This window comes from Myxosarcina sp. GI1(2024), assembly GCF_053543375.1.
The window spans coordinates 226,639-246,827 of sequence record NZ_JBKGTY010000001.1; the positions used below are offsets into that span (position 1 = coordinate 226,639).

The 20,189-nt window shown below is 40.2% G+C and carries 16 protein-coding genes and 2 pseudogenes; 11 read left to right on the forward strand and 7 right to left on the reverse strand.

Annotated features, from left to right (window positions below):
- Nucleotides 1–42: 42 nt before the first annotated feature.
- The 5 genes from ispG to ACLFKQ_RS01160 form a co-directional block, all read right to left on the reverse strand.
- Nucleotides 43–1,263: a (E)-4-hydroxy-3-methylbut-2-enyl-diphosphate synthase gene (ispG, locus tag ACLFKQ_RS01140; protein ID WP_448998094.1), complete on the reverse strand. Its 1,221-nt coding sequence runs from the start codon at nt 1,261–1,263 to the stop codon at nt 43–45.
- 133 nt (nt 1,264–1,396) lie between these two features.
- Nucleotides 1,397–1,723, reverse strand: a complete 327-nt coding sequence (locus tag ACLFKQ_RS01145) for a hypothetical protein (RefSeq protein ID WP_448998095.1) — start codon at nt 1,721–1,723, stop codon at nt 1,397–1,399.
- A gap of 130 nt (nt 1,724–1,853) precedes the next feature.
- A complete protein-coding gene (locus ACLFKQ_RS01150) occupies nt 1,854–2,813 on the reverse strand; it encodes an orange carotenoid-binding protein (RefSeq protein WP_448998096.1) in 960 nt (319 codons plus the stop codon).
- A 143-nt stretch (nt 2,814–2,956) separates the two neighbouring features.
- A complete protein-coding gene (locus ACLFKQ_RS01155; protein ID WP_448998097.1) occupies nt 2,957–3,196 on the reverse strand; it encodes a hypothetical protein in 240 nt (79 codons plus the stop codon).
- 100 nt (nt 3,197–3,296) lie between these two features.
- Complete coding sequence (locus ACLFKQ_RS01160; protein WP_448998098.1) at nt 3,297–3,590, reverse strand: DUF6439 family protein; 294 nt, start codon at nt 3,588–3,590, stop codon at nt 3,297–3,299.
- A gap of 42 nt (nt 3,591–3,632) precedes the next feature.
- On the opposite strand from ACLFKQ_RS01160, the gene ACLFKQ_RS01165 reads away from it, so the two are divergent.
- Both ACLFKQ_RS01165 and ACLFKQ_RS01170 read left to right on the forward strand, forming a co-directional pair.
- Complete coding sequence (locus tag ACLFKQ_RS01165) at nt 3,633–3,956, forward strand: hypothetical protein (protein WP_448998099.1); 324 nt, start codon at nt 3,633–3,635, stop codon at nt 3,954–3,956.
- 132 nt (nt 3,957–4,088) lie between these two features.
- Nucleotides 4,089–4,700 carry a DUF938 domain-containing protein gene (locus tag ACLFKQ_RS01170; protein WP_448998100.1) on the forward strand — a complete coding sequence of 204 codons (612 nt, stop codon included), beginning with the start codon at nt 4,089–4,091 and terminating at the stop codon, nt 4,698–4,700.
- A 93-nt stretch (nt 4,701–4,793) separates the two neighbouring features.
- On the opposite strand, the gene ACLFKQ_RS01175 is transcribed toward ACLFKQ_RS01170, so the two are convergent.
- A complete protein-coding gene (locus ACLFKQ_RS01175; protein WP_448998101.1) occupies nt 4,794–6,032 on the reverse strand; it encodes a M20 metallopeptidase family protein in 1,239 nt (412 codons plus the stop codon).
- Nucleotides 6,033–6,466: 434 nt separating this feature from the next.
- On the opposite strand from ACLFKQ_RS01175, the pseudogene ACLFKQ_RS01180 reads away from it, so the two are divergent.
- Nucleotides 6,467–8,626: pseudogene (locus tag ACLFKQ_RS01180) on the forward strand (AAA family ATPase); the annotation flags it as partial.
- A gap of 48 nt (nt 8,627–8,674) precedes the next feature.
- On the opposite strand, the gene ACLFKQ_RS01185 reads toward ACLFKQ_RS01180, so the two are convergent.
- Nucleotides 8,675–10,018 carry an IS701 family transposase gene (locus ACLFKQ_RS01185; protein ID WP_448998085.1) on the reverse strand — a complete coding sequence of 448 codons (1,344 nt, stop codon included), beginning with the start codon at nt 10,016–10,018 and terminating at the stop codon, nt 8,675–8,677.
- 275 nt (nt 10,019–10,293) lie between these two features.
- On the opposite strand from ACLFKQ_RS01185, the gene ACLFKQ_RS01190 reads away from it, so the two are divergent.
- From ACLFKQ_RS01190 to ACLFKQ_RS01225, 8 genes and pseudogenes are all read left to right on the forward strand, one after another.
- A complete protein-coding gene (locus tag ACLFKQ_RS01190; protein WP_448998102.1) occupies nt 10,294–10,527 on the forward strand; it encodes a DUF2905 domain-containing protein in 234 nt (77 codons plus the stop codon).
- Nucleotides 10,506–11,029 (forward strand): annotated as a pseudogene (locus ACLFKQ_RS01195) (phosphate-starvation-inducible PsiE family protein). The gene ACLFKQ_RS01190 and the pseudogene ACLFKQ_RS01195 overlap by 22 nt, the downstream one beginning before the upstream one ends.
- Before the next feature lie 661 nt (nt 11,030–11,690).
- Nucleotides 11,691–12,905 (forward strand): metallophosphoesterase family protein, encoded by a 1,215-nt coding sequence (locus ACLFKQ_RS01200; RefSeq protein WP_448998103.1) that lies wholly within the window; start codon nt 11,691–11,693, stop codon nt 12,903–12,905.
- A gap of 165 nt (nt 12,906–13,070) precedes the next feature.
- A complete protein-coding gene (gene yccX, locus ACLFKQ_RS01205; protein ID WP_448998104.1) occupies nt 13,071–13,343 on the forward strand; it encodes an acylphosphatase in 273 nt (90 codons plus the stop codon).
- A 1,063-nt stretch (nt 13,344–14,406) separates the two neighbouring features.
- Nucleotides 14,407–15,621 (forward strand): glycosyltransferase family 4 protein, encoded by a 1,215-nt coding sequence (locus ACLFKQ_RS01210; protein ID WP_448998105.1) that lies wholly within the window; start codon nt 14,407–14,409, stop codon nt 15,619–15,621.
- Between the two features lie 39 nt (nt 15,622–15,660).
- The gene (locus tag ACLFKQ_RS01215) at nt 15,661–16,824 is read left to right on the forward strand and encodes a glycosyltransferase family 4 protein (protein ID WP_448998106.1); all 1,164 of its coding nucleotides are present in this window, start codon (nt 15,661–15,663) and stop codon (nt 16,822–16,824) included.
- On the forward strand, nt 16,821–18,791 hold the full coding sequence (locus ACLFKQ_RS01220; RefSeq protein WP_448998107.1) for a response regulator: 1,971 nt from the start codon (nt 16,821–16,823) through the stop codon (nt 18,789–18,791). Before ACLFKQ_RS01215 ends, ACLFKQ_RS01220 begins: the two co-directional genes overlap by 4 nt.
- Nucleotides 18,788–20,092, forward strand: coding sequence for an O-antigen ligase family protein (locus ACLFKQ_RS01225; RefSeq protein WP_448998108.1), 1,305 nt, complete (start codon nt 18,788–18,790; stop codon nt 20,090–20,092). Before ACLFKQ_RS01220 ends, ACLFKQ_RS01225 begins: the two co-directional genes overlap by 4 nt.
- Nucleotides 20,093–20,189 lie beyond the last annotated feature (97 nt).

Genomic DNA, 20,189 nt, shown 5'->3' on the forward strand with positions numbered 1-20,189 from the left:
GATCGCACCTTAGCAGTTCGAAAAATGCGATCGCCTTACAGACTATTCAGGATCTTGCCAACGTCCGTCTGCTTTAATCAAGTTAATCAATTCTTCTACGCCATGTTCTTCGGGAACTTTTTTAATTTCTTCCCGACCGCGATATAGAGAAATATAGCCTGGTTGTTTGCCAACATAACCGTAATCAGCATCAGCCATTTCTCCAGGACCATTGACAATACAGCCCATTACAGCAATATCCAAACCAGTGAGATGATTGGTCGCCTTCCGCACCTGGTGCAATACTTCTTCTAAATTAAATAAAGTACGACCGCAAGAAGGACAAGCGACATACTCTACCATGGTTTTTCGCAGTCCTAAAGCTTGCAAAATACTGTAACAAACCGGAATTTCTTTTTCAGGTGCTTCTGTCAGAGAGACGCGGATGGTATCGCCAATTCCTTCTGCTAGTAACGTGCCAATGCCCGCAGTAGATTTAATTCTGCCGTATTCTCCATCTCCAGCCTCGGTAACACCTAGATGTAGGGGATAGTCCATATCCAACTCGTTCATCCGTTTGACCATCAGCCGATAGGCAGCCAGCATTACCGGAACGCGAGAAGCTTTAAGGGAAATTACAAGATTATAAAAATCTAAAGATTGACAAATTTGAATAAACTCTAGAGCGGACTCCACCATCCCTTCTGGAGTGTCACCGTAGGTAAACAACATCCTTTCGGCGAGAGATCCGTGATTGACTCCGATCCGCATCGCCTTGTTTTGTTCGCGCAAGGAAACTACCAGAGGTTTCAGGGTAGCTTTAATTTTATTGCCGATTTCTTCAAATTCTGCCTTAGTATATTCAGTGCGATCGCCTTTGGGTTTTTCAAAGACATACAATCCTGGGTTAATCCGCACTTTATCGACGTGCTTGGCAACTTCTAAAGCAATTTTCATCCCGTTGTGATGTACGTCGGCGACTAAGGGAACGTTCCGGTATGTTTGCGCTAGCTTTTGTTTGATTGTGGCTAAAGCTTTAGCGTGCGCCATACTCGGAACGGTTACTCGCACGATCTCACAGCCTATTTCATGCAGACGGCGAATTGCAGCAACTGAAGCGTCAATATCTAATGTATCTTCATTGATCATTGACTGAACCACGACGGGATTATTGCCACCAATGGTCACATCTCCCACTCTTACGGGACGGGTTTTGCGTCGATGAATCGTGGTATCGAACGCTGTTGGAGTATTAGCGAGATTGGGATTATCCAGAGTTTGCATGAGTATTAACGGTTTTGATAGTAAATCGATTCGTAGTTTTTATTGTAAATTTAAATCTTTCACCATTTCTCATTCTCTAAAACCGTTATTAGAAAACTCAAGGTTTGAAAGCAGACTAAATTAAAATTGAGTTTCACATTTTAGACAAAACAGAGATTTTCGCTAATTTATCTGAGGCTAAACCTTCTAATTCCTCAATTGTTAGCCATTTTTCTTTAATCAGACCCGCAAAGATAAAAATCAGACTAGACTCTTGAAAATCATACTTGCCCTCAAGATCGTGTCTTCTAGCACTTAAAAAGTCATTTAAACGCCATAAATCTTCAAGTTCGCTAATCGTCCTGGCTTGTTCTCGAACTCCCTGAAGAATGAAGCTGGTTTCTCTCTCATAAGCTTTGTTGAAGGCTAATTCGGCTATATGACGTTCTGTTTGAGACCAACTAATATTAGTCGCTTGCATTATCTAATCTGAAATCCTTGTAAACTTTTGTAAGATAGATTAGTATTTTAGCGCAAAAAAAATAGAACTCTCTCATTTTCAAGAGTTCTAGAGGCAATATTTTCGATTTCTTTACATTTTAGCCAACTTACTAGCGAGCCAAGTTCATTAATTCTTTAGGAGAGGCGAGTAAGTCAATCGCTACAAAGAAAATTTTATTCTCAGCATTGAGTAAGAACCGCCAAGCAATATTCATGCCAACGCCAGCACCAAACCAAGGAGTTTGTACTTTACCGGTAACTTTGATTTGGGTGTAGCCTTCTTCTGCAGGTTCGGAGATGCCACGCTCGGGAAGGAGTTTGAGATTTTGGCATTCTTCTCTAAAAAATCTCAGAATTGCTTCTTTGCCAATAATCGGTCTCCGGAAAGGAGGTTGTAAAGCACCGTCGGGTGCGAATAATTCGATTAAAGCATCGAAGTCATTGGCATTTAACAGGTTCATATATTCGAGTATGGTGGGATTGGTAACACCAGAAATCGCAACCTGAGTGCGCTTAGACATATCTTTAGGAGGTGCGACTGGTTCGCTAACTCGGTTATACTCACCCAGCTTATCGGGATCGAATCCCATGTTAACTACACAATTACGCAAAACCGTGATTTGTTGCCCGGGTTCTAATTGCTGAATTGTAGATAATACGGCATTAGCATTGGCAGAAAGCTTATACCCTTGAGGAATGGGAGCAACCACTCCTTTTTCCATTAATTCTCCTAGCTGGTACCAAAAGCCTAGCTTGATATTTGGCGACCAAGTAGTATAGGTGCGACAGATGGGAGTGTCGGCACTGTTAGCTAAATCGCACATCACTTGAGATTGCTCTTGAAAGCTCATTTTTTTGATTTCGTTCAGAGTCGGTTCGGCAAACTGCATGTTAGCCGCTCCTGGGGCAGCTACGGTGATAGTTTTACCCATTTCTAGATAGGCAAACCAGATTAGTGCCAGGCGGTCTTCAGCACTCAGTTGATTGAATCTGGCAATAGTTGCCGGTACTGCATCCGCAGCCATCGTGTTGGAGAAAATGTTACGAGCTGAGTCGATAGTAAATGGCATAAAGCTACTTCCGATCGTTATCAAATGTTAATAAAGCAATTAAGATTTGTAACTAATATACAAATCTTAACACTTTTTATGTTAACACTATCGTCAAATAAAACCGATCGGATTTACTTATGGTTTAGTAGCGGTTGTACTTATCACCACTTCAACACCGCAGCATCAACCCCCTGTTCCCGTCTTATCTTAGAGTCTTGTTCCATCCAGGCAATAATTTGTTTGTGAGTTAATTCTTCTACCGCTACTCCAGTATCCTGAGCGATAATTATCAGTAGCCTTAAAGAAGAAATTGTCAGGCGAGTGAGAAATTTTTCTGAATTAGATAGCAAAGCCGCATCTACATCGGCAGATTCTTCTGGAGATAAAAATTGATGTTCCATGATTAATAGTAAATTGTTGATAGTCGATCGTCGATCGCACGATATGCATCTTGCCGTTACCTTGAATTTAAATCTGGGAAATGGCAAGGTTAATGGCAATTTATTTATTTTGTTTAGCTCGACGTTGGCGATCTGGGCAGGGAGGGGAAGCTAGAGAACCTTCCAACCATCCCACAGCCTGATTTAGGTGAACTAAAGCAGTTTCTGGTTGTTCTTTGAGTAGGAAAACTAAAGCCGAGGCTAATTGTTGTTTTGCCTGTGCCTGACGATCGCCTTTAAGACGATGCCAGTCTTGATGGGCGATCGTCAGTTTGGCAGCTAAAGCTTGAGCTAATTCTTCTGCGGTTAATTGAGTTAGTAGCTCGGTTTTAGAGCGGGGAGTTGTGGTAGACATGAGTTAATATCGAATAGTTTGGGCTTTATTGTTAATTTTAAGATGTCATCTCCAGAATCTCCTTCCGCTCCGGATAGCCAATTAGAAACCGTACTACTAGAGGTAGAGCGATCGCTATCTGAGTTAAACGAACGCCATGCTCAAGTAAAACGAGATACAGCCAGGCGATCGCAACTCATCGAGCAGCAGCAAAGTTTAAAACAGCAACAGCAACCTCTCAAAACGGAACTGCGGCAAATTCAACAAGAATTAGAAGAGTTGGAGTTTAAACTAGAAAGTTGTTTGTTACCCGATCTGTTTTGGCAAGTGGTAAGATTTGTCTTTCTAGGAGTTCTTATCGGCTGGCTACTTCGTTCTGTTTACTAGTACTCCGTCAAGATAGAAATGAGGGTTCGACTTTCTAAGTCCGAACTCCGAACTCCGAATTCCGAACTTTTTTTTCTATCCATTATTTCAAAGTTGTCAGAATACTAGTGTCGTTTATGCTTTGTTACCAACATGGATGCCAAAAAATACGCTCCTGCCACTCAACGCAACCGCGAACCGATTTTACAAGTTTTGTTGCGAGTCTTGCCTGCTGACGGCGACATTTTAGAAATTGCTAGCGGTACGGGAGAACACGCCGTCTTTTTCGCCCCTTACTTTGCTCTTCGTCGCTGGATACCGAGCGAAAACGAACTCGTATTAAAAAAAAGTATTATTGCTTGGCAAGAAGAAACTGGAGTAAATAACTTATCTGTTCCGTTGGATATCGATGCCAGTCAGCCACACTGGGCAATTGAAGCTCTAGCAATGCCAGTTAAAGCGATCGTCAATATCAATATGATTCACATTTCCCCTTGGCAGACTTGTGTGGGCTTAATGGCTGGTGCGGGTAGGATTCTTCCTCCTGGAGGTATTCTTTATTTATACGGACCTTTTAAACGCCATGGAGAACATACTGCTCCCAGTAACGCTAGTTTTGATGAGGCTTTACGCAGTCAAAATTCTCAATGGGGCGTACGAGATCTAGAAGAGGTAGCGAAGGTTGCTAACTCGAAAGGCTTAGATTTACAAGAAGCGATCGCCATGCCTGCTAATAATTTTTCGGTTATCTTTACTAAGAAGTGATAATTTTTTCTGTTTCTCATTCAAGGCTTTTTTGTAGCAAATATTTTCGCCTCCACTTTGATGACCATTGTTGCAACTGACAACAAACCTTGTCTAATTTTCGATTACTGCACCTAAATCCCGACTCAAAAACTTCTCCACACAACGCACGAAAATTTCTACTCCCATAGCCAAGGCAGTTTCGTCGAAATCAAAACGCGGATGATGGTGAGGAAATGCCAGCCCTTTTTCGGGATTGGCAGCACCTAAAAAGAAATAGCAACCAGGTACTTGTTCTAAGAAGAAAGACATATCTTCACCGCCCATAGTTTGACATTCTGGTACGACTCCCACAGGGGTTTCTACTACTTCAGTGGCAACGGAACGCACCAATTCAGCGATCGCTCCATCATTAATCGTCGGAGGATAGAGTCGCCAGTAGTCTAATTCGTAGTTCGCACCGTGACTCTGACATATTCCTTTAACTATCGCCTCGATCCGTTCTCCGAAATAGTTTTCTAAACTAGGCTTAAAATAGCGCACCGTACCGCTCATTCTCGCAGTATCGGCAATGACGTTTAAAGCAGTTCCTGCATGAAGTTCTCCCACGGTAACTACTGCTGAATCTAAGGGATTGACGTTACGAGAAACAATAGTTTGTAAGGCATTGACAATTTGACTGGCAACTACAACCGAATCTATAGTTTGGTCGGGCATCGCGCCATGTCCGCCTTTGCCGAAAATCGTGCAACGAAAACACTCAACAGCTGCCATTAGTGCGCCATCACGAACTCCTACAGTTCCTAACGGTAGATTATTCCAAAGGTGTAAGCCAATAATTGCATCCACATCGGGGTTTTGTAAAACTCCTGCTTCAATCATCGGTTTGGCACCACCCGGGCTTTCTTCAGCTGGTTGAAAGATAATTTTGACCGTTCCTGAAAAATCTTGGCGATGTTGCGACAAATAGTAAGCCGTACCGAGAGCGATCGCCACATGACCATCATGTCCGCAGGCGTGCATCTTACCATCGAATTGCGAACGATAGGGAACTTCGTTTTCTTCTTGAATGGGTAAAGCATCTATATCGGCACGAATTGCCAGCACTCGACCGGGGCGATCGCCTATGATAGAAGCGACAATACCGGTTTCAGCAATATTTGTCTGATGGTCGATTTGCCATTCCCGTAGCTTATTGGCAATAAACTCAGCAGTCAGCCGTTCTTGAAAGCCTAATTCTGGTCGCTGATGGAGCTTGCGCCGCCATGCCGTCAATTGCGACTGTAGATTGCGAATTTCCAAACGAACTTGTGATAAATTGACGGGATGTGAACTAGGAACGGTAAAAACCATTGGTAGTAGATTAATGTAATTTAGTTAATAACCTGACTATATATATTCTTACTGTAGACTGCATAAAAAAACACATTGTCTAAAACAATCTGACAATGCGCAATAAATATCTAATTCCCTGCCAAACAATAGGCAGAAACCAATCTGAAAAGATGTAGGACTATGTTATGCTTCTAAGTCGATCAGAAGTTCAACGTTGAAGGCTCAATAGCGATCGCCGATATTTTAGCAGGAATGGGAGGAATTTCTCCTGGTGAACTCCCATAAAAGAGGTAATTACTCTTCCTAGTTCTTGGGCATTTATAGAATATCTGGCTGGATTAAAAGAACAGGAAGAAACAGAAGTAGCTGAATGATTAGAGGACTATTCTCCGAGTCAATCCTAACTATCTAATCACAACACAACGCCAACAACCACAGGAGGTGAACCAAGTATGCAACCAACAGATCCGAATAAATTTACCGAAAAAGCCTGGGATGCGATCGCCCGTACTCCGGATCTGGCAAAACAGGCAGGGCAACAGCAGATTGAAAGCGAACACTTAATGCAGTCTTTACTGGAACAAGAAGGACTGGCGAGTGCTATTTTTACCAAAGCAGGAGTCAACCTACAACAGTTGAGAGATAAAACCGCAGCCTTTAATGCTAGTCAACCAAAAGTAGCTAATGCTGGCTCTGTGTAACTCGGTCGTAGTTTGGATAGTTTATTAGACCGTGCCGAAAAATACCGCCAGCAGTTTAAAGATGAATATATATCCATAGAACATTTAGTTTTGGGTTTCGTTAAAGACGATCGCTTTGCTAAGGCTTTACTACAGGAATTTGGCTTAAGCGAAAATCAGCTTAAAACTACTATTGAAGAGATTCGCGGTTCTCAAAAAGTAACCGACCAAAACCCCGAAGGTAAATATCAATCCTTGGAAAAATACGGACGGGATTTAACCCAGCTAGCTAAAGAAGGCAAACTAGACCCCGTAATCGGAAGAGATGATGAAATTCGTCGCACCATTCAGATTCTCTCCCGTCGTACTAAAAACAATCCCGTTTTAATTGGCGAACCAGGGGTAGGTAAAACTGCGATTGTCGAAGGATTAGCACAGCGAGTTGTCGGCGGTGACGTACCAGAAGCCTTAAGAGACCGCGTAATTGTTGCTCTAGATATGGGTTCATTGATTGCGGGGGCGAAATATCGTGGAGAATTTGAAGAAAGGCTCAAAGCTGTCCTCAAAGAAGTCCAAGAAGCCCAAGGACAAATTATCATGTTCATCGACGAGATGCACACCGTTGTCGGTGCGGGGGCGACTGGCGGGGCGATGGATGCCAGTAATTTGCTCAAACCAATGTTGGCAAGGGGCGAACTACGCTGTATCGGTGCGACAACCCTCGATGAATACCGCAAGTATATCGAAAAAGATGCAGCCCTAGAACGTCGTTTCCAACAGGTATACGTAGACCAGCCCAGTATTGAAGATACCATTGCCATTCTGCGGGGACTTAAAGAACGCTATGAAGTCCACCACGGAGTCAAAATCTCCGACACGGCTTTAGTGGCAGCAGCCGTACTTTCCACTCGCTACATTAGCGATCGCTTTTTGCCCGATAAGGCGATCGACTTAGTAGACGAGGCAGCAGCTAAGTTAAAAATGGAGATAACTTCCAAACCTGAAGAATTAGACGAGATCGACCGCAAGATTCTTCAGTTGAAAATAGAAAAACTGTCTCTCAAACAGGAAACCGATAGTGTTTCTGCCGAGCGTTTGTCAAGAATTAACCAAGAACTAGCCAACTTCAAAGAAGAACAAGCCTCTCTCAATGCTCAATGGCAGTCGGAAAAAGAAATCATCGATCGCATTCGTAGCATTAAAGAGGAAATCGATCGCGTTAATGTGGAAATATTACAGGCAGAACGCGATTACGACCTCAACCGCGCTGCGGAACTAAAATATGGCAAACTAACCGACCTCCAGCGACAGCTACCAGAAGCAGAGGCTCAACTGGCGGAAAACCAAACCAATGGTAAATCTTTACTATGGGAAGAAGTTACCGAAGCCGACATTGCCGAAATTATTGCTAAGTGGACTGGAATACCCGTTAGTAAGTTAGTCCAGTCAGAGATGGAAAAACTCTTACATCTAGAAGAAGAACTCCATCAGCGCGTTATCGGACAGGATGAAGCGGTTACAGCAGTAGCCGATGCCATCCAGCGTTCTCGTGCGGGACTGGCAGATCCCAATCGTCCCCTCGCTAGCTTTATTTTCCTCGGTCCTACTGGTGTAGGTAAAACCGAACTGGCAAAAGCACTAGCAGCTTATCTATTTGATACTGAAGAAGCAATGGTGCGGATCGATATGTCCGAATACATGGAAAAACACACCGTCGCCCGTCTGATTGGTGCGCCTCCAGGATACATCGGTTACGACGAAGGGGGACAACTCACCGAAGCAGTGCGCCGTCGTCCCTATGCGGTAATTCTCTTTGACGAGATTGAAAAAGCCCATCCCGATGTGTTCAATACCATGCTGCAAATTCTCGATGACGGTAGATTAACTGATTCCCAAGGACGCACCGTGGACTTTAAAAACACGGTAATTATTAACCCTCTTCTGTCACTCTCCGAAAATAAAAAATAGTAGAAACGTAGTTTATCCACTGAGAAAGTATGGTGAAAATTGATTCATCAAGGCAATTAGTTGATGAAAACCCAACAATAACTGACGATTGGGAAAAATGTCTAACCAGGGAACAATTAACCAGAGTAAAGTAATTGGTTGAATAATTAAACGAAGGTTATTTAAAGTAGTTTTCCATCCACCTTGATTAGACCACTGTTGATGACGAGTAAAATTTGCCTCAAACTCATCTTTACCATCAGAAAAATTCGAGTGAGTTGCTGAATAATTGAGACTACAAAGCACTTTTGTTTGAGAGCTAATCATCCAGTAAGCTGAGAAAATAATTTCCCACCACCTTTCAATTTGTTCGAATTTAGTGAAACGGTAATCTGTCCAACCTAACTCTTGTTTGCACTGTCGAAATCCATATTCAACCCAGGTTCTCAATCCATAAAGATTACCAAGACGTTGCTTAATTTGACTTCTTTTGTCAGTAAGATTAGTCATAACAAAGGATGTAGAATTCTCTGGCATGGTTTCGGGGTTAGTAGTTAATTCCCAGTAGGTTCTCCAACATCTGCGACCAAAAACAATTTCTCTAACATATCTGATTTCTGAATTTTGATTACTAAAAATTCTTTCAAATTCACACCATTTATTAGCTCTAACTTTTTGATTATGAGGCATCCAAACCCCGTGATTATTCCTAATTGCTAAGACCCAAGGCAATTTAGGTTTGTCTAATGTCTGTATGAAATAACTGCTTTCTCCATACAAACTGTCTGCTAATACTAATTCAATCTCAAACTCAAAATCTATTAGTTCTTCGATTATTTCGGCAGCTAATTCAATCTTGGTTTGATATTTATCCCCTGGTTTTAATGTTCCTTTCGGTTTAAAAACTTTCAACATTAAAGGAAAAGTAATATTGTCGTATATCCCATAGCTATTTACTGTAACTATCCCCTGGTCTATCTTGCCAATACTTCCTAAGTATTGCCGCGCTACGTAGTCGGTTTTTTTTCCTTTCTTTCTATCTCCTGTTTCATCAATGACTACTGTTATTTTCTTCCCTGATAATGCCGAAAGTGTTTTTGATAATCTTCGTTTTCGAATCTCAATTATTGACCAAGGGGACTTAGCTAAAAAATGATGTAGTGATTGCGCTGAATTAATACCTACTATTTTCGCTATTTCTGGGAGTGATTTTCTCTTAATTGGTGAGACAATTCCTAAATGTAAGTACTTAAAACACTCGTAACTTCTTACTTCAGGGAATAAGTCTTTGTAGCTGCTACAATATTCGTCAATCACCGATACTGTCGGTCGTGCATCTCTGGCTAAATGTTTGAGAATTTGTAACTCTACATCCATTGCACTATGTACTCTCTAGCAATTTTGTTTTTCTAGTCCTTTATTTTACTACTCGGAGAGTGACATAAGAGGGATATAAGTCTTTTAGTTACTGAAATAGCAGAAAAACTGCTTCCTTCCTGTCCCTGCGGTGGAAAAAGAAACTGGCAGCTAATGATTAATTTGACGTTGCATCATGATGAGATGGTGAAAGCTGACGGGGTGACGAGGTGAGTGTGAAATTGTTTGTCTCGAATATTGTCTAAATTGATTTAACTTTAAAAACTGATACTAAAATGCTTACGGAAATTGGTAAAACTTTAGTCATTCTCGGCGTGGGAATTGTAGTTTTAGGAGGACTGCTGTGGCTCAGTGGAGGAACTCTTAAAAACTTCCCTCTAGGTCGTTTACCTGGAGATATTTTAATTCAAAAAGATAACTTTATCTTTTATTTCCCCCTAGCTACCTGTATCCTTCTCAGTCTTAGTTTAAGCGCGATAATTTGGCTATGGCAACTAATCGCTCGTTAAGAAAAATACTTCTCTCTTTATTGCAGCGAGATACTATTGTTAAAAACTTGGAAAGGATTCAGGATTTTATTGTAATCTCTCTATGTATCGGTCTGTTTTGTGTAATGCTGATACGTTTGGGAGAGATGTTTCTTTCCTTGTTAGAACCATTAGATTTCCAAGCAATTACGGCTGATATTCTATTTATTCTTATTTTGGTCGAGTTATTTCGCCTATTAATTATTTATCTTCAAGAGCAGCGCATTTCAGTAGGGGCAGCAGTGGAAGTCTCTCTAGTTTCGGCTTTGCGAGAAGTGGTGGTAGTGGGAGTCATCGAAGTTCCTCTGGAAAAACTCTTGGTGTATGTGCATTTTTGGCTATATTAGGCGGGCTTCTATATCTACGAGTATGGATGTTCGCTCGGTTTAATTCCATCGCTCGGATTAATTCTACTAATACCAATCGAAACACGGAACTCGAATTAGAGCAAAATTTTTCCTCAACGGAACAATATCCTTTTTAAATAAATGTTCGGAAATTACGATGGAATGAGTACATAAACCACGTCCAGTTTGAAAACTGGGAGTTTTACACCAAAAAGAAGTAGAGTCAAAAAAAGAAGTAACCAACAAAAATAATGTTGAAGGTTAAGTGCGATCGCCATAATCGGAGCCAAGAAACATTGAGGCAAGAAGCGTTAAGAGCCGAACATCTTCGAACAAGAGGAAGAAAGCCAAAAAATTCTTAAATAAGGGTAATACAACTAAGAGGAAAGAATTTCTAGACACAATAACTAAATTGTTAAATGACGTACTTCATCTTGCTGTCAGCGATCGCCTTTGGGTCAAGAAACATCTCGAACCCGAAGAAGGAAAACTACGGTTTTCAAAGTAGATGAAGTTTAATTGAAACTTTAGCTGTCAAGGGAGTCGTGTTTGCTTTTGATGCCATGAATACACAAAAAAACTATCTCTATGATAGTGAACAGCGCAAACCATTATCTTGCAGCAGTTAAAGGAAATCAGCCCCAAGTTTATCAATTTATACAAAAACGATTTTTTTTGTGGATATTACTGTCTTATTTTGTATTAAAATACGATCGCTCGTCTCAATCCTTTCTGCTTCTAAAAAACTATGAGAATATGGTGATGTTTGTTTTGTAGTTTGCTCGAACCACTCTAAACATGAGTAAATGGCGATTTTTAAAGCTATTCGCGATCGCAATTATCTTAAGTATTAGTTTTGCTTGTACTCAGACGATAACTGGCGAAGTTAAAGTTACTGAGACTTTAGCAGAGCGATCGCCTCTAATTCAGCCAGAAAACAAACCAACTGCCGCTCCTCTACCTCCTGAAACGGCAGCGATTGTGGCTAGTGTAGGCAGTAAAGATCTATTCACTCCCCCTCGCGGCGATGTCAGAATCGCAGTTATTAGCGACCTTAATGGGGTTTACGGAGCTACCGATTACGAGCCCGAAGTAGATAAAGCGATAGCGTTACTACCTTTTTGGCAACCAGATTTGGTGCTGTGCAGTGGCGATATGGTTGCGGGTCAAAATCCCGCTCTTACTACTGAGGAAATTAAAGCAATGTGGACAGCTTTCGACGACCACGTGACCGCTCCGTTACGGCGTTACAAAATACCCTTTGGTTTGACTATTGGCAATCACGATGCTTCGAGTGCCTTGGGAGTTGAAGGACAATATCTCTTTCAGCAGGAGAGAGATTTAGCTGCGGCATACTGGCAAAATCCCCAACACGATCCGGGAGTACAATTTGGCGATCGCTTTGAGTTTCCTTTTTATTACACTTTCGAAGCTCGGGGAATCTTTTTCTTAGTCTGGGATGGTTCTTCGAGTCATATTCCTGCCGACAAGCTGGCTTGGGTAGAAAAAACTCTAGCTAATCCTCAAGCACAACAGGGAAAAATGCGAATTTTGCTGGGACATTTACCCCTTTATGGAGTAGCAGTAGGACGTGACGAGCCTGGGGAAGTGATGGACAACTCCGAAGAGTTACGAGCAATGTTAGAAAGATACAATGTCCATACTTATATTAGTGGTCATCATCATGCTTACTATCCAGGTCATCGCGGCAAGCTACAGCTATTGCATACGGGAATATTGGGTTCTGGCATGAGACCTCTAATTGATAGTAGTTTACAACCCCAAAAAACCCTCTCTATAGTTGACATCGACTTCGATACCGCATCACTGTCTACCTATACTACCTACGATATGCAAACTCTCCAACTAATCGACATGGAAAAGTTACCTCGTTTCTTAACCGCGCATAACGGCATCGTACTGAGGCGGGATGTCGAGATGGCAGACTTAAAACCTGATGAGAAAGCTTCTTGTCAGCAGCGTTTGGGAAGTAAGTTATGTGGCTTGAAATAGACTGCTCGCAGGTATTCTCCTTAGTCATTTGTCATCCTTGATGACAAATGACTGAAAATTTCATCACCTTTGTAGAGGGAAATGAGCTTAACTCCGCTACAGTTAATGAGAACGAGTTATTTATCGTATGGCTATCGCCTGTATATTTAGTTTTAAAAATTACTGATGAAGAAGATTAAGGCAACAGTTTCGGGTAAGGTGCAAGGAGTCGGTTTTAGAATGTCTACCCAGAGCCTAGCCAGACAGCTTGGGGTTAGTGGATACGTGCGCAACTTAACAAATGGAGATGTAGAAATTGTCGCCTTCGGCGAAACAGAGAAAGTAGACCAACTTTTGACATGGGCTGAGTTGGGACCATCATCTGCTGTAGTTAATAATTTGAAGGTAGAAAGCGTAACCGATGGAGCAGAATTTGAAGGTTTTGAAATTCGCAGGTAAAGAACGATTCGAGGTGTAGCGATCTAAAGCGATCGGGAGTTTAGCAGTTGGCGAGAGGGCGAGCCAAAGAGTAGGTAGGAAGAAATGCACCACCTCTTTCTCGTACAATACTAGTTTTATCCTCATACCAACTGATGCCCGTGTTGAATCAGTGGAACTGCAAGTGAAGAAAGACCCGAACAGCTAAACGGGAGCAACGCGAAAAAGTTGGTTTGACAAAGCGCTATCACTTGTTCTTCTTGGACGATAGTCTATTAAGTTCTAAACTGGCTGCTAAAGCTTCGATTCAGAGCAAAATTCTGCTAGAGCTACTAATACAAATGGCACAAAAAATGAGCCAAAAAAGCGCTTTTTCTACTTGCATAAAACTAAGTAAAATATTGAAATTTTAATCTTATTAGTTATTTGATGTAATGTTATTAGTTATACGAAGATAAACAAATCTATATGTTAATGTAATTGCGATCGATAATATTTTTTCCAGTCTAAAGTCTAAAACTGTAATATAAGCAAGCTACAAGCTTACAAAATATACATACTTTATCTATTTCAAAATAAAACATTCACAAACTTTATAAAACATGGTAAAGTTCTTCAAGCAAAACAAAAACTTGTTGTTATGTGAGTAGATAACATCGATTCGAGCTAACTTTTGATTTAAACCTTTCTTTTGAATATTTAATTCAAGCTCTTTTTTGACCATATTTATTTAACTTCATCCCTAATCCATGAACTTAAATGATTAATACTTGAAAGGTAAATTTAAAACTAAGGTTGACTTTAAAATTACCGCAAATTCGAGAAAAACTTATATTATTTGAGACAAACAAAACATATGATTTTATAGAGTCAAATTAAGCTCGCGCCCCAAGGAAAATATAGATTACCGCTTATTATATATTGTTTGTTTTTGTACTAATTTAATCTAATCGAATTTATTACATTATTTTTTTAATTTAATCGAAATTAAGTATAAAAAGTACATTAGTAAAACTTTAGCTAAAAACAACATTGCACTTGAGTCAAACAGTCGTAGGTGTACATCTATAATGTTTAATTGAAAATGCGTAAGCCAATTTTAACAATTTTTTATCAATTTAATCCGTGGCATAGCAATATAGGAGGTATTCAAACTTTTATCTGCTCTTTTCTTAAATATGCTCCAGAAGAATTTGAATTACGTCTGATAGGAACGGGAGAGCCAAATTCCCGTATCGGTATATGGCAAGAAAGAGAATATGCCGATCGCTCAATTCAGTTTATGCCCCTAATTGCGATAGAAGATGACGACGTCCGCAATTTGGTTCCCACTACTCTTAAATATATGGCAGCTCTATTGAAACGTAGCTTCGCTTCGGACTTCATGCACTTTCATGGAATTGAACCAACTGTGACTACTTTTAAGTGGTTGGGAGAAAAATCTGTTTTTTTTCACAATGATATTCAGAAACAAATGGATCCCATAGCCGGAAATAATGCGATTCTTTGGCAACGTTTTCCAGCCGGCTATTTTGCTCTTGAAAGACGACTAATTAAGCAATTTGACCAAATTTATTTTTGTCATAGCAAGTCAGCTAAATTTTATCAGCATCGTTATCCCTCAATCAGCGAGCGGATAGCATATTTAAGAAACCCAGTTGATGATGAAATTTTTTATCCGCTTGCTCCTGAACAAAGGCAAGCAAAACGAAAAGCTTTGGCACGAGAGCTAAATTTACCCGAAGAAACTCGTTTCCTTTTGTTTGCCGGTCGCCTGCATCCCCAAAAAGATCCTTTTTTACTTATCAATGCTTTCGCTATCCTTAACGCTCCTAATGTTCATCTACTGATTGCTGGAGATGGAGAGTTGGCAGAACCAATACAAAGAGAGATTAGTCGCTGTCAATTGTCAAATCGCGTGACTATGGTTGGAGCAATAGAGCAAAAAAAATTAGCCGATTTACACAAATTAAGTAGTGCTTTTGTATTAAGCAGTACTTATGAAGGTCTTCCTATTGTTCTCTTAGAAGCACTTGCTTGTGGAACCCCCTTAGTAATGACTGATTGCGGGGAAGTTCCCAAGTTTCTCCCTGCTGATAGTGGTATTGTTTGTCACGAAAGAACCCCGCAAGCAATTGCAAACGCTCTGGGTCGAGTTTTGCAGCATCCAGAGAATTATCCTGCTGCTAGCTGTGTCCGTACTGCGGAACCATTTAGAGCTGAGACGGTAGTAACTGATGTTTATCAAGCCATGCTGCAACGCTGGCAACAAAAGGCTTTAGCTTCTACTGCAGCATAGTCCATTCAGTTTTATTCACCTCTTAGAATACTTTTAGTCATGAAAATAGCTGTAATTGGTGCCAAAGGTTTACCCGTTCAACAAGGTGGTATCGAACGTTACTGCGAAGAACTATATCCAAAAATTGTCGAACGAGGTCATTCTGTCGATCTTTTTGCTAGGTCGAGCTATGTGGGAACATCATGGTTTACGCAATATTATTACAAAGGTATTAGGGTGATTTTTTTGCCTTCTTTGCCTTATAGAGGTCTAGATGCACTGACAAACTCGGCATGTGGGGCAATCGCTTCAGTTCTCAATAAGTACGATATCATTCATTTTCACGCTTTAGGACCGGCATTATTTACTTGGATTCCCAAACTGTTTTCCAAAGCAGCAATTGTAGTTACCTGTCAGGGACTAGACTGGCAGCGAGATAAGTGGGGTAAATTTGCCAGGTTTTTAATTCGTTTGGGAGAAAACGCTGCAGTCAAAAATGCCGATCGGATAGTGGTAGTTTCAAAAGATTTACAATCTTACTTTAAAGAAACTTATGGCATTGAAACAACCTATATACCTAATGGTCCTGGTAGCTATTTAACATCAGAACCCAAAGAAACTTACTTACAGTCTCTAGGTTTAAAACCCAAGCTTTATTTTCTCTTTTTAGGACGATTGGTACCGGAAAAACGACCCGATCTATTAATTCAAGCTTATAAATTGTTGAAGGATACAAACTGGAAATTAGTCTTGGCTGGAGGCACTAGCGATACCAGTCAATATACAACTAAGCTATTTAAATTAGCCAGAAATAATAAAAACATCATTTTTACAGGGGAGGTCAAAGGGAGTTGCCTTTCAGAATTAGTCGGGCAATCAGGTTTATTTGTTTTACCTTCTGCTCTAGAAGGCCTACCACTATCAATGCTAGAAGCAATGAAAGAAAAAGTACCGGTATTAGCTAGTAATATTCCACCACATCAGCAATTGTTGGGTTCTGAAAGAGGCTGGTTATTTGAAGCAGGAAATTTGGACTCATGTGCCAGGTTTTTGGAGCGAGCTACAAAAAGTTCTTTAGAACTCCAGTTGATGGCTGAAAAAGCCGAAAAACACGTAAAAACTCACTACAATTGGAATAAAATTACCGAAGAGAATTTAGCTACTTATACAAATATTGCCTCTACAAAGTTAACCTATTCTCCCAGTGGTAATAATCTTTTATGATTAGGATTTTAATAGTAGACGATCTAAAAACTATTAGAGAATCGCTCAAAACTATATTTGAGTCAACATCAGATTTGCAGGTTATTGGAACTGCCAGTGATGGACAAACAGCGATCGAACAAGCGGAAATTCTACAACCAGATATAGTTCTCATTGACATGGAAATGCCTGGTTTAGACGGGATAGCTGCGACCAGAATTATCGTTGAGAATTTCCCTAGTATCAAACCAATAGTTTTGAGCATACACGATGAAGATAAATATGTGAGTCGCGCAATGCAAGCAGGGGCAATAGGTTACTTGCTAAAAAATACGCCGGGTGCTGAAATCAAAGATGCAATTCGTTTTGCGTACAAAGGCTATAGTCAAATTAGTCCTGGACTATTACCCAAAATAGTGACTCCACTACCAGAACCTAATTCAAATTTACGAGTGACAAATGTTAGCAAACCTACGAAGCCGATAAAATCAGAAGCAGATACACCAAGTTCATCATTAAAAATTTCTAACCCCCTAAATTCAGGAAACGAGTTAAATTTTTCTGTTCGTAGAAGTTGGAAATTTTATTTGGGTATATGGCTGATTGGAAATATTCTATTATGGACTGGAGCTTTAGCCTATTTAATACTAAAGAGCCCTACCTATAAGAGCGAATGGGCAATTAGCCTTCCGACAGGCGAAAGCTCTACCAATGTCAGTTTGTCAGAAATTGGCAATGCTTCTTCTCAAACCGATTCTCCATTCAGCAACAGCGACGTTTCCGATCCCCGTGAAAACTATAAATTTCTTGCTAATACAAAAGAAGTTCGAGCAGCAGCAGCAGAACAACTTCATGTTCCGATTGAAAAATTAGGCAAGCCTCGAATTCAAATAGTAGATAACACCACTTTAATGGAGTTTTCAATCGAAGGAGAAACTCCTCAAAAAGCTCATGAAGAAGCATTAGCTTTTCAAAATGCTTTGGAAACCAAATTAGATCGACTAAGAAAACAAGAAATCGAGCAACAAGACTGGAAATTGCAAACTACTCTCAATTCATCTAAACGGCAGTTGCAAGAAGCACAAAAGCGTCTTTCGGACTATAAAGCTCTGGCACCTGTCAGTTCGAGAGAACAAATGCAAAACTTATCGACCAATATCGAAAACTTGCGACAACAGAAAGCGGAAACTTTAGCAGAATTCAAGCAAATAAATGCCAGTTTAAAAGAGCTGTCAGTCAATCTGGGTTTATCTGCTCGAGAAGCGGCTGATGCCTTTGTGCTTCAGTCCGATCCTCTATTTCAGCAATATTTGTCCGATTACAGCCGAATAAATGGTGAGTTAGTTAATTTAGAATCCAAGTTTTTACCAGCTAATCCGATTGTAATTGACAAACAAGCAGAAAAAAATGAAGCTTTGTCGTCACTCGTGCAACGAGGTCAGTCTGTGCTAAATAAATCTGTTTCTCAGTCTTTTTTAGAACAATTGAGTTTAAATAACAGTGGTTCAGATGATTCAAATAGAGCAGTTCTATTTCAAGAGTTAATCTCACAGCAAACACAGCAACGAGGTCTTGAAGATCGAGCTCGAGAATTAGAGCAACAAATTAAAAATCTAGAAAATAGACTGGCAAGTTTGTCTCCTCAAGAGTCAACTTTAGCTAATCTTCAGCGCGATGTTCAAATTGCAGAAGCGGTCTTTTCTTCTACTATGACTAAATTGAATTTAAGTAAATTAGATATTTTTGCCTCTTATCCTCGGATTCAAATAGTAACCGAGCCTACTCTACCCAAAGAACCTAGCAGTCCGAAGACTAAGTTCGTGCTTTTAGGTTCCTTCATGAGTTCCTTTTTCTTAACTACAGGATTATTGTCACTCTGGTGGCGCGATCGCCAAAATCAGCAAGCAAATCAAGAAGAGAAACAACTCGAACTAAATCTGCTACCGAGCTTTAATCACACTAATAATTCAGTCTCCGGTAAAAAATGACCACAAATTCGATTAAGCCGCAAAATTTGCCAGAAACCTTGGTTTGGTATTGCATTATTTTGATGTATCCAATTTATTTTCTTGGTGCGCCGTACGTTGTTGCGCCTTTGCTGGGAACTTTTTTAGTCGTATATCTCCTCAAACAATGGTGGCAGCAAGCAGAGATGAATGTTGGACAGGAAAAAAATGTCGTCTCTATGCCAGCTTTAGTATATTTAGTCGCCTTATTGATAATAGGGATATCTATATCAATCGGTCACATAAACCATGAATTAGGTTTAAATAAACTTATTGCTTCCTTAGTTAACCGATGGTATAGAACGTTTGCGCTTTTCCCTCTATTTATTTTAGCCGGACATCTCTCCATTCGACCACAGTTGATTTATCGTGCTGTTTGTATTTTTGGTTTACAAAGCTTGATAGTTTGGGCAATAGATCTTATTGGTAGTTTGGCTGGTCTTGCGGCAATCAGTTATGTTTCACCTTTAGCAATTTTCGGGGGTGGAGATCCATATTACTCAATATCTCTTTTTGATACTTTAAATGGAGGTACTTATCGCTATCTTACTCTCGGACCGTGGCCAACTTTTCTGGGAGGTACTGCTTGTATTTTTTTTTGGATAGCTTCTCAAGAGTCAAGTTTAAAATGGCGCTGCTTAGGTATGATTGGGACTGCAGTCATAGCATTGGCAACTATGTCGAGGTCAGTTATTATTGGAATTCCTTTTTCCGGGATTTCGGTATGGTTATTGCTTAATTTTCTTCGTCCTAGAGTGCATTTTGCTTTCGGATTAATCAGCTTTTCGTTGGCATTATTATCACCGGATATGTCTAGAATTTTTCTTTTTTTTAAAGCAGTTTTTAACTCATTTCGAGAAAACTCTGGCGGTTCTACTAATACTAGAATAAAGATTTATCGTATGGCAATAAGATTGTGGCAAGAGGCTCCAATTTGGGGACACGGAACTCTTTTTGAAAGAGGTCCTACTTCTGTAGGTTTCATGCCTGTTGGCAGTCATCAAACTTGGTTAGGTTTGTTAGTCACTAGCGGATTAGTTGGCTTTTTAGCTGCTGTCATTGCCGGTATTTGGGGTTTTATCGACCTTTTGCTCAAAGCAAAAAATTCTCGGACAGCACAGTTGGGGCTTTATATTTATTTAGTTTTACTAGTGGGAACATTTACTGACAATGTTGAGGCATATGCTTATCTTTACTGGCCTGCTCTAATTTTATTAGGCATTGCTCATCAAGAAAAGTTTCTTTTAACTAGCCAAAACAAACAAAAATTTGAAGTATGTTAGGAGTTAATTATACCTTGAAAAGCTCTAAGTAAAAATTTTTAGTTAACGGTACTTAAACAATTTAAACAGACAAAATAAGATAGAATACCTTTGCTGA